The organism is Kribbella deserti (genome assembly GCF_042434725.1).
Taxonomy (GTDB): Bacteria; Actinomycetota; Actinomycetes; order Propionibacteriales; family Kribbellaceae; genus Kribbella; species Kribbella deserti.
Genome location: NZ_JBHLTC010000040.1, coordinates 335,114 through 349,754, shown reverse-complemented (window position 1 = coordinate 349,754; position 14,641 = coordinate 335,114). Strand labels below are relative to the sequence as shown.

11 protein-coding genes are annotated in these 14,641 nt (G+C 68.9%); 4 read left to right on the top strand and 7 right to left on the bottom strand.

Annotated features, from left to right (window positions below; genetic code table 11):
• The first annotated feature begins 109 nt into the window (after positions 1-109).
• On the top strand, positions 110-1,750 hold the full coding sequence (locus ACFFGN_RS32920; RefSeq protein WP_380056043.1) for a DNA repair helicase XPB: 1,641 nt from the start codon (positions 110-112) through the stop codon (positions 1,748-1,750).
• Between the two features lie 463 nt (positions 1,751-2,213).
• Complete coding sequence (locus ACFFGN_RS32915) at positions 2,214-4,232, top strand: HelD family protein (RefSeq protein WP_380056040.1); 2,019 nt, start codon at positions 2,214-2,216, stop codon at positions 4,230-4,232.
• 24 nt (positions 4,233-4,256) lie between these two features.
• On the opposite strand, the gene ACFFGN_RS32910 is transcribed toward ACFFGN_RS32915, so the two are convergent.
• Positions 4,257-5,435 (bottom strand): MFS transporter, encoded by a 1,179-nt coding sequence (locus tag ACFFGN_RS32910; RefSeq protein WP_380056037.1) that lies wholly within the window; start codon positions 5,433-5,435, stop codon positions 4,257-4,259.
• Positions 5,436-5,520: 85 nt separating this feature from the next.
• Between ACFFGN_RS32910 and ACFFGN_RS32905 the strand changes: the two genes are divergently transcribed.
• The gene (locus tag ACFFGN_RS32905) at positions 5,521-5,844 is read left to right on the top strand and encodes an ArsR/SmtB family transcription factor (RefSeq protein WP_380056034.1); all 324 of its coding nucleotides are present in this window, start codon (positions 5,521-5,523) and stop codon (positions 5,842-5,844) included.
• Positions 5,845-5,852: 8 nt separating this feature from the next.
• Here ACFFGN_RS32905 and ACFFGN_RS32900 read toward each other — a convergent pair whose 3' ends face one another.
• The 5 genes from ACFFGN_RS32900 to alr are packed head-to-tail and all read right to left on the bottom strand — an operon-like array spanning position 5,853 to position 11,277.
• Positions 5,853-7,382 (bottom strand): hypothetical protein, encoded by a 1,530-nt coding sequence (locus tag ACFFGN_RS32900; protein WP_380056031.1) that lies wholly within the window; start codon positions 7,380-7,382, stop codon positions 5,853-5,855.
• The gene (locus ACFFGN_RS32895) at positions 7,379-8,386 is read right to left on the bottom strand and encodes a hypothetical protein (protein WP_380056028.1); all 1,008 of its coding nucleotides are present in this window, start codon (positions 8,384-8,386) and stop codon (positions 7,379-7,381) included. The genes ACFFGN_RS32900 and ACFFGN_RS32895 overlap by 4 nt, the downstream gene beginning before the upstream one ends.
• A gap of 34 nt (positions 8,387-8,420) precedes the next feature.
• On the bottom strand, positions 8,421-9,068 hold the full coding sequence (locus ACFFGN_RS32890; protein ID WP_380056026.1) for a M15 family metallopeptidase: 648 nt from the start codon (positions 9,066-9,068) through the stop codon (positions 8,421-8,423).
• Complete coding sequence (locus ACFFGN_RS32885) at positions 9,065-10,105, bottom strand: D-alanine--D-alanine ligase family protein (protein ID WP_380056023.1); 1,041 nt, start codon at positions 10,103-10,105, stop codon at positions 9,065-9,067. The genes ACFFGN_RS32890 and ACFFGN_RS32885 overlap by 4 nt, the downstream gene beginning before the upstream one ends.
• Complete coding sequence (gene alr / locus ACFFGN_RS32880; RefSeq protein WP_380056020.1) at positions 10,102-11,277, bottom strand: alanine racemase; 1,176 nt, start codon at positions 11,275-11,277, stop codon at positions 10,102-10,104. Before alr ends, ACFFGN_RS32885 begins: the two co-directional genes overlap by 4 nt.
• 159 nt (positions 11,278-11,436) lie before the next feature.
• On the opposite strand from alr, the gene ACFFGN_RS32875 reads away from it, so the two are divergent.
• The gene (locus ACFFGN_RS32875) at positions 11,437-13,701 is read left to right on the top strand and encodes an outer membrane protein assembly factor BamB family protein (RefSeq protein ID WP_380056017.1); all 2,265 of its coding nucleotides are present in this window, start codon (positions 11,437-11,439) and stop codon (positions 13,699-13,701) included.
• A 31-nt stretch (positions 13,702-13,732) separates the two neighbouring features.
• Here ACFFGN_RS32875 and ACFFGN_RS32870 read toward each other — a convergent pair whose 3' ends face one another.
• Complete coding sequence (locus ACFFGN_RS32870) at positions 13,733-14,617, bottom strand: Gfo/Idh/MocA family protein (protein ID WP_380056015.1); 885 nt, start codon at positions 14,615-14,617, stop codon at positions 13,733-13,735.
• Between the last annotated feature and the right edge of the window lie 24 nt (positions 14,618-14,641).

The window sequence follows — 14,641 nt, the reverse complement described above, 5'->3', positions numbered from 1 at the left end:
GGAACCCAAGGCCGTTTTGACCCATCAGGCAGACTGGTAGGTCGGGCACCACGCCCTTTTCACTTCCCCCTTGAGTTTGCCGTTGATGTCGTTCGACAGGAGATTCGCAGTGACCGACGGACCGTTGATCGTCCAGTCCGACAAGACACTGCTACTGGAGACCGCCCATCCCGAGGCGACCGACTGCCGCAAGGCCATCGCGCCGTTCGCGGAGCTGGAGCGTGCGCCGGAGCACGTGCACACCTACCGGCTGACCCCGCTCGGCCTGTGGAACGCGCGCGCCGCCGGGCATGACGCCGAGCAGGTCATCGACGTACTGCTGCGCTTCAGCCGGTACCCGGTACCGCACTCGCTGCTGGTCGACATCGCCGAAACCCTCGACCGGTACGGCCGCCTGCGACTGGAGAAGCACCCCGACCACGGCCTGATCCTGATCAGCACCGACCGGCCCGTGCTCGAAGAGGTGCTGCGCAGCGCGAAGGTCAAGCCCTTGCTCGGTGAGCGCATCGACTCCGACACCGTGCTGGTGCATCCGTCCGAGCGCGGCCACCTCAAGCAGACCCTGCTGAAGCTCGGCTGGCCCGCGGAGGACCTGGCCGGTTACGTCGACGGCGAGGCGCACAAGATCGAGCTGGTCACCGACGGCTGGGAGCTTCGCCCGTACCAGGAGCAGGCCACCGACGCCTTCTGGCACGGTGGCTCCGGGGTCGTCGTACTGCCGTGTGGCGCCGGGAAGACCATCGTCGGCGCCGCCTCGATGGCCCGCGCGTCCGCGACCACGCTGATCCTGGTCACCAACACGGTTTCGGCCCGGCAGTGGAAGGAAGAGCTGCTCAAGCGAACCACGCTGACCGAGGACGAGATCGGCGAGTACTCCGGCGCCCGCAAGGAGATCCGGCCCGTCACCATCGCGACGTACCAGGTGATGACCACCCGCCGTAAGGGCGTCTACACCCACCTGGAGGTGTTCGACGCCCGCGACTGGGGCCTGATCGTGTACGACGAGGTGCACCTGCTGCCCGCGCCGATCTTCCGGATGACGGCCGACCTGCAGACGCGCCGGCGCATCGGGCTGACCGCCACCCTGGTCCGCGAGGACGGCCGCGAAGGCGACGTGTTCTCGCTGATCGGCCCCAAGCGGTACGACGCGCCCTGGAAGGACATCGAGGCGCAGGGGTGGATCGCGCCCGCCGACTGCATCGAGGTCCGGGTGGATCTCGAACAGACCGAGCGGTTCGTCTACGCGACGGCCGAGCCGGAGGACCGGTACCGGCTGGCCGCCTCGACCCCGGCGAAGTCCCGGCTGGTGAAGCGGATCGCCGAGCACCACGATGGCGAACCCATGCTGGTCATCGGGCAGTACATCGATCAGCTCGACGAACTAGGCGAACGGCTCGGCTGTCCCGTCATCAAGGGCGAGACGACCGTGAAGGAGCGGCAGCGGTTGTTCGAGGCGTTCCGCACCGGTGAGATCAACCGGCTGGTGGTGAGCAAGGTGGCGAACTTCTCCATCGACCTACCCGAGGCCTCGGTCGCGGTCCAGGTGAGTGGAACGTTCGGCTCCCGCCAGGAAGAGGCCCAGCGCCTCGGCCGGGTGCTCCGCCCCAAGGGCGACGGCCGAACCGCCCGCTTCTACTCCATCGTCGCCCGCGACACCGTGGACGCCGAATTCGCCGCCCACCGCCAGCGCTTCCTGGCCGAACAAGGCTACGCCTACACCATCATCGACTCCGAAAACCTCTTCGCCTAACTTCCCGGGATGCTCCCCACGCCGCGGCGGGACGTCTCCAACGCTGCGTCGATTCGTCTGTATTCGCTCGCCCCTAACCGCGGCGGGTCGCCTACCAAGCAACGCAGGCGGGCGCCACCGCCCTCGGCCGCCACGGCCGGACCCGCACAGCCAAAGGTCGGTCTGCCGGACGGACGTACCCCGCCTCTGCGCGGCTACCCGGTTGTGGCGCCGCCGCTGCCGAGTTGTTTGACCACTACCCGGTTCCAACCAGGTAGCCGCGCCAAAAGTCGGCAGCCGACCCTCCCGATCACCGGTCGCCATCAACCACCCCCACGCGGTGGCGGGACGCTCGGGCGCGGCGGCAGCAGCTCGCCGTACCGGCGCGTGGGTTTAATCGGTGGAGGTGGGGTGGTTGGGCGGGTAGCGTGGGTGGGCTCGTTGAGGGCTCCCTGATGTTCAGCCGCGATGCGGAGGTCTTTGCATGTCCGACCAGGTTCCGATATCCGATTCGACGCTACTTGCCGAGCGGGCGCATCTTGCCGCCTCACGGCAGGCCCTGGCTGCTATGCGGGCCAAGACCGGGTCGCTGGAGATCGCCAGCGCCGACCGGATCAACACCGAGTTCCTGAAGGCGGCGATCTGGCGGCGGATGAAGGAGCTTGAGGACGATCCCGACGTTCCGCTGTTCTTCGGCCGGCTCGACTATCGCGAACCCACCCAGGAGACCTTCCACATCGGCCGCCGCCATGTGAACGACGAGGCCGGTGAACCGCTCGTAGTGGACTGGAGGGCCGACATCTCCGTCCCGTTCTACCGGGCCAGCAAGACCGAGCCGATGGGTGTAGGCATCCGGCGGAGGTTCGGCTTCACGCACGGCGAAATGACCGCCTTCGAGGACGAGGACCTGACCGCCGCGGCGGCCGTCGACGAGCACAGCGACATCCTCGACGCCGAAATCGAGCGTCCGCGCTCCGGGCCTATGCGCGACATCGTGGCAACGATCCAGCCCGAGCAGGACGTAATCGTTCGTGCAGGCGTCGGAGACACCATCTGCGTCCAGGGAGCACCTGGAACGGGTAAGACCGCCGTAGGCCTGCACCGCGCGGCGTACCTGCTCTATGCCTACCGGGACCAGCTCAGCCGGGCCGGAGTACTTGTAGTCGGTCCAAACGCCAGCTTCCTCCGGTACATCGGTGACGTTCTTCCCGCGCTGGGAGAGATCGAGGCCAAGCAGACGACCGTCGAAGAAATGGTGGCGCGCGTACGTATCGCCGGGCCCGGTCCGGCCCCGGTCGACGTACTAAAGGGCGATGCGCGGCTAGCCGAGGTACTACGTCGTGCGGTCTGGTCACACGTGCAGATCCCGACGGAGCCGCTGGTAGTGCCGAGAGGCTCGCACAGGTGGCGTGTCCCGGCGTACGTGGCTGAGGAACTTGTCACCGAACTACGCGGTCGAGGCATCCGGTACGGCGCGGGGCGGGCCATGTTGCCGCAACGCCTGGCACATGCCGTCCTGACGCGGATGGAGGCAGGCGGGGATTCCCCGGACGACCGGGTGCAGGATTCCGTGGCGAGGAGCCGCCCGGTCAAGGTGTACGCCGACGCGTTGTGGCCCGCGATCGATCCGGCCAAACTGGTGTTCCGGCTATTCACCGACGCGGATTTCCTCGCCGAACACGCGGAAGGCCTGCTCACCGAAGACGAACAGGCCTTGCTGCGCTGGGAAAAGGCGCCTCGCACGGCCGGTTCGGCCAAGTGGTCCATCGCGGACGCGACCCTGATCGACGAGGCCGCCGACCTGATCGAACGCACGCCGAGCCTGGGCCACGTGGTTCTCGACGAGGCGCAGGACCTCTCGGCCATGCAACTGCGGGCCGTCGGGCGGCGATGCTCGACCGGTTCGATGACCGTGCTCGGCGATATCGCCCAAGGTACGACGCCCTGGGCCACGCCTTCGTGGGAAGAGGCGCTCGGCCATCTCGGCAAGCCCGGCGCACACACCGAAGAGCTGACAGCCGGATTCCGCGTACCCGGTCAGGTCATCGAGTACGCCGCCCGGCTGCTGCCGTTGATCGCGCCACACCTCGCACCGCCCACCGCCGTACGACGAGCCCGCGGCGAGCTGGAGATCACCGAAACGCCGGACAGCCTCATCGCCGCGGTCTCCGCGGTCTCGGTGCTGACCGAGCGGCCCGGCTCGATCGGTCTGATCCTGCCGGACGCCCTGGTTCCGGCAGCCCAGAACGCCTTGTCCGCCAAGGGTCTGAACCACTCGGTGCTGGGTGACGAGGACGACGCGGAGGCGCATCTCGACATCGTTCCGGCGAGTCTGGCGAAGGGCCTCGAGTTCGACCACGTGGTCCTGCTCGAACCGGCCGCCATCGTCGCCGCCGAGGCCGACGAACGAACCGGCCTGCGCCGCCTCTACGTCTGCCTCACCCGAGCCGTCACCTCACTGGCCATCGTGCACACCTCTCCCCTCCCCGAGGTCCTCCGCTAGCCCTTGTTCTGCGACGAATGAACGCTACGGCTGGGACGCGTACGCCGGCTCCAATTCCTCAGCAGGTGTACGAACCGGACGCCGAAGGGTGAGCAGGAGGCCGAGGGAGGCGAGGGCCAGAACGGCAGCAACTTCCGGCAGCAGGCGGATGCCGGCCAGCTGGATGACGACGCCACCGACCACGGCGGACAGACCAGCGCCGAAATAGATCGCCGAGGCGTTCAGCGAGAGCAGTAGCCCGCCGCTGGGTGACAGCTCGAGCAGCAGGTTCTGGATCGGCGGGTTGAACGCCCACGTGAACAGGCTCAACGTGAACAGCGAGACACCCGCGCCGATCACCGAGGTGGCGGTCAACGGCAGTGCCGCCGTCAGCGCGGCGAACACGATCATCGTGACCAGCAAGGTCGGGAAGCTGCCGAAGCGATCCGTGGTCCGGCCGCCGATCACATTCCCGACGACCGCGCCCAAGCCGTACACGAGCAACAGCACGCCCACAACGGATCCGGTCAGCTCGGCGGTCTCAGCCAGCAGCGGTACGACGTACGTGAAGACGCTCATCGCGGCCAGCACCGACAGCACCGTCATCGCGAGCACGGTCTGCACCCGCCGATCCGCCGCTGCCGCGAAGCGCTCGCGCAAACCGACCACCGGCGGCGCATCCACCCGCGGCAACAGCGTTCCGATCGCGATCGCGACCAGTACCGTCGCCCCGGCGATCAACGCGAACACCCCGCGATAACCAAGGCTCTCCCCCAGCAGGCTGCCGGCCGGTACGCCCAGCACGAGCGCAAAGGTCAATCCGCCGAACACCACGGCCACCGCGCGGCCCCTGCCTTCTGGCGGCATCAACCCGGTCGCGAAGAGCGTGGCCGCCGGGGTGTACGCCGCGGCGCCAAGCGCGGCAACAACCCGGCCGACGATCAGCACTGGGTAATTCGTCGCGATGGCCGCGATGACGTTGCCGAGGGCCGCGAGCAGCAGGGCGGCCAGAAGCAGCGTGCGCCGTTCCCATCGGCCGGTGAGGGTGGCGAGCAGCGGCGCGCCGATCGCGTACGAGAGCGCGAAGGCCGTCGCCAGCTGACCCGCCGCCGTCAGCGAAACGTCGAGCTCCGAACTGACGGCCGGCAGAACCCCGGAGACGACGTACGCGCTGGTGCCGACGGCAAACGCCCCGGCGGCCAGTAGGTAGATGCGTGCGGACATCAGCTCACCCCTCGACGGAAATAAGTTCGATGATGATCGTACTACGACATTCATCGAACTTCGACAATCGTCGTACTATGGCTGCATGAGCGAGCCCGAGGTCCTGCCGCATCCGGACCGAGCCGAGATCAAGGTGGACCAGGTCCTGCAGGCCCTGGGCGATCCCGTCCGGCTGGAGATCCTGCGTGCGGTCGCGACGGCTCCGCCCGAAGGCATCGCGTGCGGTGAGTTCCCGCTGCCGGTCGGCAAGTCGACCCGCACCCACCACCTGCGCATCCTGCGCGAGGCAGGCGTCATCACCTCGCGCATCGTCGGCACCCGCCGCATGATCAACCTCCGCCGCGAAGACCTCGACGCCCTCTTCCCCGGCCTCCTCAACGGCGTCCTAACCGCCCTCCCCCCGGACTGAGCCTCAGCTCAGAAGCCGCGGCTGCCGCCGGAGCGGCGGGAGGAACCGCCGCCGCTGGAGCGGGTGCGGGAAGAGTACGAGCGGCGACGGCTGCTGCCGCTGGACGAGTCATCGTCGTCGTCGGACCAGGAGGACGAGCTCGAACCCCAGTTGCTCATCGAAGTGCCGACATCGTCGCTCCAGCGGCTCAACCGGGCCGACGGCCGGTCGCTCGCCCAGCGGGATCGCATGGCCGCGGCGGCCCTTCGCGCGTCAGGGTCGGGGAACGTCCACCGGTCCTCGCCGTTCGTCCAGTAGCCGTCGATGTACGACGCGAGTTCCTCGCCCAGCGTCCAGTACGGCCGGGCGGTTCCGCGCAGGGTGACCGTTCGGACGGCCGGTTGTTCGTTTGCCGCCAACTGCCGGGCGCAGTCGTCGCAACGGTCTACCGTTCGCTCGACGCCGTTCTCCGGGGCCCACGCGACCTTGCCTGTACTAGGTCCGTGCCGCGGGTCAAAGAAGCAAGGCGGCGTCGGCTCGGGGATAGGCCTTCCGCTGCGCATGGCGTCCAGGCAGACCAGGGCGTACCGGGCGGACCCGAGCAGGGTGGTGACGGCCTCGACATCGCTGTCGCCCTTGGCCTTGTCCAGCCGCTGCCGGGCCTTCTCGATCGTGTCGAGCACATCGCGGATCAGCTTGGTCTGCTGCGGGTCCAGCGTCGCGGGGAGGGTTGAGACCTGCTTGGAGAATTCAATGATCTCCTCGGTCAGTACTGGCCGGACGATCTCAAGGTGTTCCTTCTGCTCGCGGCGGCGTCGGCGGCCCGCGGCGAACGCCGTACCGCCCCACCACAGTGCGCCCAGCCCGGCGGCTCCCCCGGCGTACGGCGCGGCGTCCACGTAGAACGGCTTGTTCACCACCCGAGCCCGTTCGATGAACCTGGTCAGCATCTTGTTGTAGTTCGGCGCGCAGCAGTCGACGGCCTGATCCACAGCCGACTCCACGTGGTACGTCGGCCCCTTGTCGGCGCGCTGGACGGCGTGCAGCCCGCGTCCGCCGCGCTGGGACGAGGCGTCGACCAGAACCACGTAGATACCCTCGACACCGACCCGGTCGTACAGCTGGTCGGGAATCTCTTCACCTTCCCAAGCCAGCGTGGCGGTCCTACTGAAGCCGGAGCTGGTGCTGAGGTTCGCGGCCGGAATGATCGCGATACGCATCGGCACGGGTGCGTTCCTGACCGCGGTGCTGAGCTTGGCCAGCTGGGTCTCGGTGAGTTCGTCGACACCGGGATCCATCCATACGCCGGGGTCGGCCAGCTTGAGCGCGACGTCGTCCATGTACTTCTCGATCTTGGCTTTCCGGGCCGCGCGCTCGGCCCGTGTGTTCGGCGGCGAGTAGGTGAATCGCGGCCGGGTGGTGCTCGGCGACGACTTACCCGGCGACCGGCCCGGCTTGTCCAGCGAGGCGCTGGGCGTGGGAGTAGGCGTGATGTGCGAGGCTGCGGCGACACTGGGCGTCCAGAGCAGCAGAGCCGCCAGTACCAGTAAGACCTTCATCGAGCTCCTCCCGAGAGCCGGTCCCGGCAGGCAGCGCATACCGGGACTTCCCGGGCCTTACCGCCCGGTGGCGTGTACATCCAGTCGGTCACGGACATGCCGTGGGCCGGGTCGAAGAAGCAGCCCGCGCGCCTTGGCGGCACCGGCTGGTCCGCCAGTACCGCTCGCGCGCTGGCCAACCGCCAGCGCCCGTACTCAACGGTGGCCCGCAAACCCCGCAGGCCTTCGTCGTCCAGCTCACTGTCGGCCTGACGGCCTGCGTCGGCGTAAGCGTCCATTGCCGCCTGTACGTGGCCCGCGACCAGTTCGCGATCCACGGGCAGATCTGCCGCGTCCAACTCCTCTCCGAACCGGGTGACGTCCTCACGAGCGAGTCGTCGCCGCTCTTCCAACGTGTCCGCCTCATCCGGCAGCACCTGGTACGACGGCTTGTAGAGCGGCGGCGGTTCCGTCTTCGTCCGAGCTTTCCAACGCCACAACCCCAGGCCTAACGCCACTAGAACGACCAAGGCGATCAGAAGACCCCAAAGCCAGCCGTTCCCACTAGAAGATTCTGCAACGCCTATACGCGTTAGAACCGCGTCGAGCAGGCCAACCGGGTCGGACCGGGAATAGTTGCCCAGCTCATCCGTAAGCACCTCACCGATCTGTACGTCGACCCCGACGGCACTACTCCAGACGATCGCTCCACCGAACACGACGATGTACACGCCGTCCTTCTGCCACGCGTCGACCAGCGCGTCCACAAAGGCCCGGGCCTTCTGCTCCCGGCTAGACCCGGTCGCCTCGTTCAGAGCCGCCGCAGGCACTACCGCGATGTGCACGGCCGGTTCGTGCGACTGGACCCGCAAGGCCAACCGCTCGGCCTCAGCGGCCGGAACCAACGCCTGCTGGGACGGGTGAACGTACACCGGGCTGACCTGCCACCCCGACGCCACCTCTTCGACCGTCGACGTAGGTGCTACCGGCGAGAACAGGAACAGCAGGCTGAGGAGCAAGCGCATCCCCGCAGCATGCCCGATGCGCAGGGCAGCAGCGTCAGGCCGGTCCGTACAACGCGTGCGGGTGATGCGTGGAATAGGCCCAGTAGCGATCGCCGTACGACCAGTGCCACCACTCGGTCGGGTAGTTCACCAGCCCGGCGGCCGTCAGTACGTCGGCGAGCAGGGCCCGGTTCCGTCTGGCCTCGGCGGAGATGTTCGTCGCGGCGAAGTAGCAGGCGCCATCGCTGTGCTCAGGCGTCGCGTCGATCTCGGTACCGAGGTCGAGCGGTTTGCCCTCGGCGTCCATCAGCGTCAGGTCCACCGCGCCACCGGCGACATGCGGCGCGACCTCGATCGGCGAGACGAACCGGCTGGCCAGCACATGCGCCTCGGCCGGCTCGATGCCCGGGTGCAGGCGCTCCAGCTCGGCGCGATACCCGTCGTAGATCTCCTGCTGGACCCGCGACGGGCGCAGGCCCTCCGCAACGAACAACCGCGTCCCTGCCGGCAAGAAGCCGTCTGCGATGACCAGGCGCTCGGCCAGGCCCGCGCGGACCCGGCGATGCGCCGAGCCCGGCGTCGGACCGGTGCGTGCACAGGCGATACCGCGCTCGCGCAGATCGACCAGTGTCTCGCCGCTCTCGACGACCGGGATGCGGGTGATCAGCTCGTCACTCAGCAATACCGGCAGGGATGTGGTCACGCGCGCTCCGCCACCGCGGTCGCGAGCAGCACGTTCACCACGTCGGCGTAGGTCAGGCCGGTCGCGGCCCACATGCGCGGGTACTGCGAGGCGGGGGTGAAACCGGGGAACGTGTTGAGCTCGTTCACGACCGGCTCGCCGTCGGCCGGCACGAAGAAGTCCACCCGGGCCAGGCCCTTGCAGCCGAGCGACTTGAACACGTTGACCGCCGTCGAACGCAACCGCTCGGCCAGCTCCGGATCAACCGGCGCCGGTACGACGAACTCGGTGGCGGCGCTGCCGTACTTCGCTTCGGCGTTGAAGAACGGCTGGCTCGGGTCGCTGTGGATCTCCAGCGCGGGTCCGACCTCGATGGAGCCGTCCGGCAGCTCGATCACGGACAGGTCGATCTCCCGGCCGATCATCTCCTGCTCGATCAGCACCTGCTCGTCCAGCTCCGCCGCCAGCGCGATCGCGGGGGCCAGGCCGGCCGTCTCGGTGACGCGGGTGACGCCGAAGCTGGAACCGCCCGACGCGGGCTTCACGAACACCGGGTACGGAATCCCGGCCTCCTTGAGCTGTACGCCGGCCAGGTCCGGGTCCGTTCCGGCGTTGACCAGGGCCTCGCCACGCAGCGTGATACCCGGCGCGACCGGAATACCGTGTGTCGCCAGCACCGCCTTGGTGGCGTGCTTGTCCAGGCTGATCGCGCTCGCCGCGACACCACTGCCGACGTAATTCACGCCGAGCAGTTCGAGGAAGCCCTGGATGGTGCCGTCCTCACCACCTTCGCCGTGCATCGCGGGCACGGCCACGTCGCAGGCGCGCAACGCGGCCAGCGCGGCGTCGAGGCCGGGTGTGCCGTTGGTGGTCCAGCTACCGTCGCGCCCGATCACCAGGCGGATCACCTGATGGCCCAGGCTCTCGGCGGCCTCGGCGATACCGCCGCCGCTGGCGAGGGACACGTCGTGCTCGGAGCTGACGCCTCCCATGATCACGGCCACGGTCATCCGCGGCGTGCGCTGCTGGGCGGCCGCCGTCACGGAGCTGGTGGTCATTTCTGCCTCTCTGTCGGGGAGATCCGGCCAGGAGCGACCGGGCCGGACGACCCGGAGCCGGCCGGGTCGAGGTAGCGCCGGGGCACGCGGGCCCCAATGCCACAGTAGATCTCGTGGGGGATCGTGCCAGCCCAGCGGGCCCAGTCGGCCCCGGTCGGCTCCCCCTGCGAACCGTCGCCGAAGACCACCACCTCGTCCCCGGGCGCGGCGGTCGCATCCCCGAGATCGACCACGAACTGGTCCATCGCGATCCGCCCGGCGATCGGCACCCGGACACCTCCGATCAGCACGGTCGCGTGCACGCCGCGAGGAATGCCGTCGGCGTAACCGAGGGGCACCAGCCCGACCGTGGTGTCCCGCTCGGCGACGAAGTCATGACCGTACGAAACGCCTTCGCCGGCGCGGATCCGGCGGGTCTGGTGCAACCGGGTGGTCAGCCGCATGGCCGGCTGCAGTCCCACGCCGAGCTCGTCGATACCGAACAGGCCGGCGCCGATCCGGGCCAGGGTGAGTTCGGGGGCGTCGAGCGCGACCGTGCCGGCCGAGTTGGTCAGGTGCAGGTGCTCCGGGTCCAGCCCGGCGCGACGCGCGAGCACCACGCCGGCGCGGAACATCTCCAGCTGCCGCCGGTTGTGCACGCCGCTCGGCTCGTCGCCGTGGGACAGGTGCGACCACAACCCGCGCACGTGAAACCGGCCTTCCGCCTCCAGCCGGGCGGCCTGCTCCGTCAGCTCGATCCACTGGCCGGAAGAGCTGCCGCCACGGTGTAAGCCGGTGTCGAGTTTGAGCTGCACGTTCTGCACGTTCGGCGCGGCGGCAGCCCGTTCGAGTTCGGCCAGGCCGGCGATACTGACGTCGACGTCTTCGAGCAACTCCAGATCGTCCGGGCCGTAGAGCCAGACCAGGACCGGCGCGGTGATCCCCGCCTCCCGAAGCTGTAGCGCCTCCTCGGCGCGGGCGACGCCCAACCAGGTGGCACCGGCGGCCAAGCACGCTCGCGCGACGGGAACCATGCCGTGGCCGAAGCCGTCGGCCTTCACCACCGCCATCACCTGCAGGCCCGGGCGCAGCGTCTGGAATCGGTGCACGTTCGCCTGAATGGCCGCGAGGTCGATCACCGCCTCCGCCAGCCCATCGCAGCCGGCTTGAGGCAGCACTTCGACCAGGTTCATATCCGCCATTGTTGTTCTCGGCAACGAGCAACTACATCGTTTCAGGGGCCTATCTTACCCGTGGGCGTTGTCAGACCCCGGTAGCACGATCGCTCATCCCGTGGGATGACGACCCGGTGCAGTTGTTTCATCGCACCCTGTGCCTGGGAGACTGCTGCCGTGACGTTGCGCGAGAAGTGGAACGAGCTGCGGCCGCAGCCGGCAGGCGTCAGCGATCCCGATCGACTCGCCGAGGAGCTGATCGCGCTCTACTCGGCCCGGACCCGCCGCGCCTACGGCGAGGACTACCTCGAGATCGTGCTGTCGGCGCTCGACTCGCTGGTGCAGCTCAGTACCGATCCAACCGCCGTCCGGCTGGCCGCGTGGTTCCACCGGGCGGAACATCTCCCGGGCGGCAGTCCGGCCGAAGACGCGGAGGCCTCGGCCCGACTGGCCGAACGGCGCCTGCCCGCCCACGGCATCGACCCGACCCGTACGGTGGAAGTGGCCCGGCTGATTCGCCGTACGGGCGATCCGGCGGCCTTGCCCGACCGGCCCGACGCCAACGGCGACGTACTGCTCGACGCGGTGAACGCCCATCTGGCCGCCGATCCCGCTTGGTACGCCGAGCACGCGGCCGAGTTGCGGCGGGCCAGCGACAACCGCGACAACTACCTGCACCAGCGGTACGCCGAGGTGCAGCGCATGCTCACCGAGCCACTCTTCCGGACGCCGTACGCCGAGGAGCGGATGGGCCCGGCAGCGCGGGAGAACCTGCGCGCCGAGCTGGACTCCGTGGACAGCGAAATCCCCGCGCCGTGGCGTGGCTGGTCCAGCGCGGCGTTGACCGCCACTGCCACGTTCGGGTCGATTGCGGCTGCCGCGGTCGCCGCGGCGGCTTCGGGTGCTCCCTGGCAGGTGCCGGTGGATGAGCCCGACTCGATGGTCTTCCCGGTCGCGGTGGCGCTGCTGTCGATTGCGGCGGCTGGTGTCCTGTTCAAGTGCGCACAGAACGGACGGCAGCGTGCAGGCCTCATAGCCGGGACAGTCCTGGCCTTGTCCGTCACGGCGCTTCTAGTTGCTCGGACCCGTATACCCGTCGCGAACCCGGTTAACGGAGTCGGCCTGCGCGTACCGCTGCTGATCACGGCGTTGATCCTCGTAGCGGTCGCAAGTGCCGCGGCGATCGCCGGATCGCTCCTGCGGGCCAGAACCACCAGATACCTCCCACCCCGGAACCACGGTCAGCAACTCTCCTGGTTCGCCGTGGCGGTCGTCATCGCACTAGTCCTGCTTTCAGTGGTTCAGCCCGTCTCAAGGGCCTACCTGCTGAACACGAACGAGTGGGTCCGTCCTGCCACCCAAGCCGCAGGTATCGCTCCAAAGTCCGTCCTGAACGGGCAAGTCAGTTGGGCCAACGACGAAGCCACCGGCTGGCTGGAGGAGGCCGTCGCCACCAAGCACGGCATAGCCCTCGCCGGGCGTAGTGGCGTGGTCGAGATGCTAGATCCGAGTACGGGTGAGATCCGCTGGCGCTACACCCGCAGCGACACCGATTCGCGCTCCCCCGAGCTGTACGCGTTGCGAGGCGGTGAGCTGGTCCTGGCGGACTTCCCGGGCTTCGGCAAGGTTGTACTCGACGCGGCCACTGGACGTCGTACGGCGGCCTGGCCTCGCGACGACCGGGATCAGAAGGTGCAGAACGCCGATCCGCTGATCACGGGCGAATCGTTCAGCAGCGGCTCGGACAAGCTGCGCGGCGTGGACGAGAACGGGCGGATCCGCTGGACGTACGAGCCCGAGCGATGCGCCGAGATCAAGGCGGCCGCCACGGCCGGAGTCGTGGTCGGGCTACTGAGCCACGAGTGCGGCAGCAGCGGCGACGAACTTGCCGGACTGGACGTGAACACCGGCAAGCAACTCTGGCAACGCTCGACCAGCGAGCGCTATCGACGGCCGATGGCTGTCGGTGACCTGGTAGTCGCGGCGGTAGAGCCCGGCGGCGACTCCGACCCTGCTACCGCGCTGGTAGGGATCGACGCCCGCAGTGGCGCCGAACGCTGGCGCTGGAAGGTCCCGCAGCGATGGGCCTGCCGAACCTTGCTGACGCCGGCCGGGCGAATGGTCATCGTGGTCGACTGCCCTGGTCCCGAGACCCGGCGCAACGACACCGCGATCATCACCGCGATCGACTCCCGCACCGGCCGGACCAGCTGGCAGCACGAAGCCCCGATCGATCCGCACGGCCGGGTGGCGGTCACCACCGACGGCCGCGTCGTCACCCTGGCCCGCACCGGCCAGGGCTGCCAGGTCAGCGTGGTGAGCCGCGCCGGCTACCGCCAGACCCGGCTACCGGAAGGCGTCACCTGCAGCCGCGAGGCCTGGGCCTTCGGTAACCAGGTCTTCACCGCCCAACGCGACGGCACCATCGTCGCCCTCCGCTGAACCTTGGCGTGCAGTCGCCGAGACCGAAGGTTCAACGGCCGGCGACGAGCTGGGATTCGGCGCCGGCCAGCAGCGCGACGACCTGGGCGCCGAAGATCACGTCGGTCGGGTGGGTGTCACCCGATTTCGCCGCCGCGACCAGCTCGGTGACGGCCAGCGAGAAGCACTCGACGACCGGGGTCACCCGCTCGGGCGGTGAGATCACGCCGGACTCGCCCCAGAACCCGGTGTCGAAGTTGCTGCCCTCGGGCGGCGCCGACAACGACAGGCTGGCTGTACTGGTCGCTCCGCCGTCGTGCTTGAGCACCAGGTGGACCAGATCGCCTTCGCCGCTGACCGCGGTCAGACCCGTGATCGGGCCGAGCACCGCGGTCAGGTTGGACAGCGCATGCGGCCCGACATCCCAGAGCGCGCCGCGCTGTTCGCGTCGCCAGGGCGAGTTCGAGTACGGATTGCCCGGGGCGTCGAGCGAGGCCAGCATCCGGGTCCAGCCGCCCTTCCAGCCACCGGTCTTCTCGGCCTCGGCGAACCACGCCCGAACCTCGGGGTTGAACCGGTCGGTGAAGAAGACCACCGAGGCCAGGCCCTCCTTCGCGACCTCGTCCGCGAGCGCCAACGCGTCCTCGGCGGTATCGGCCACCGGCTTGTCCAGCAGCAGGTGCTTGCCGACCGCGGCCGCCTCGATCGCCATCGTCGCCTGCACCGCCGGCGGCACCGCGAAGGCCAGCGCGTCGACGGATTCCAGCAGCGCGGCATAGTCGTCGAAGCCCGGTACGCCGAGCTCCTCCCCCAGCGCCTTCGCCTTCCCGGCGTCGCGTCCCCAGACCCCGACCAGCTCGGCCCCCTCGGCGGCCTGCAGGCCCGGGCCATGGGTCGCGCGGGCCCAAGGACCGGTTCCGACCAGACCGAAGCGCATGGTGACCTCCTTATGACGAGCCGA

Coding starts and splice junctions, on each gene's coding strand:
- alr (WP_380056020.1), bottom strand. CDS start 11,277: ATGAACCTGGTCGAAGTGCTGCCTCAAGCCGGCTGCGATGGGCTGGCG.
- ACFFGN_RS32905 (WP_380056034.1), top strand. CDS start 5,521: ATGAGCGAGCCCGAGGTCCTGCCGCATCCGGACCGAGCCGAGATCAAG.
- ACFFGN_RS32885 (WP_380056023.1), bottom strand. CDS start 10,105: ATGACCACCAGCTCCGTGACGGCGGCCGCCCAGCAGCGCACGCCGCGG.
- ACFFGN_RS32910 (WP_380056037.1), bottom strand. CDS start 5,435: ATGTCCGCACGCATCTACCTACTGGCCGCCGGGGCGTTTGCCGTCGGC.
- ACFFGN_RS32900 (WP_380056031.1), bottom strand. CDS start 7,382: ATGAAGGTCTTACTGGTACTGGCGGCTCTGCTGCTCTGGACGCCCAGT.
- ACFFGN_RS32895 (WP_380056028.1), bottom strand. CDS start 8,386: ATGCGCTTGCTCCTCAGCCTGCTGTTCCTGTTCTCGCCGGTAGCACCT.
- ACFFGN_RS32915 (WP_380056040.1), top strand. CDS start 2,214: ATGTCCGACCAGGTTCCGATATCCGATTCGACGCTACTTGCCGAGCGG.
- ACFFGN_RS32870 (WP_380056015.1), bottom strand. CDS start 14,617: ATGCGCTTCGGTCTGGTCGGAACCGGTCCTTGGGCCCGCGCGACCCAT.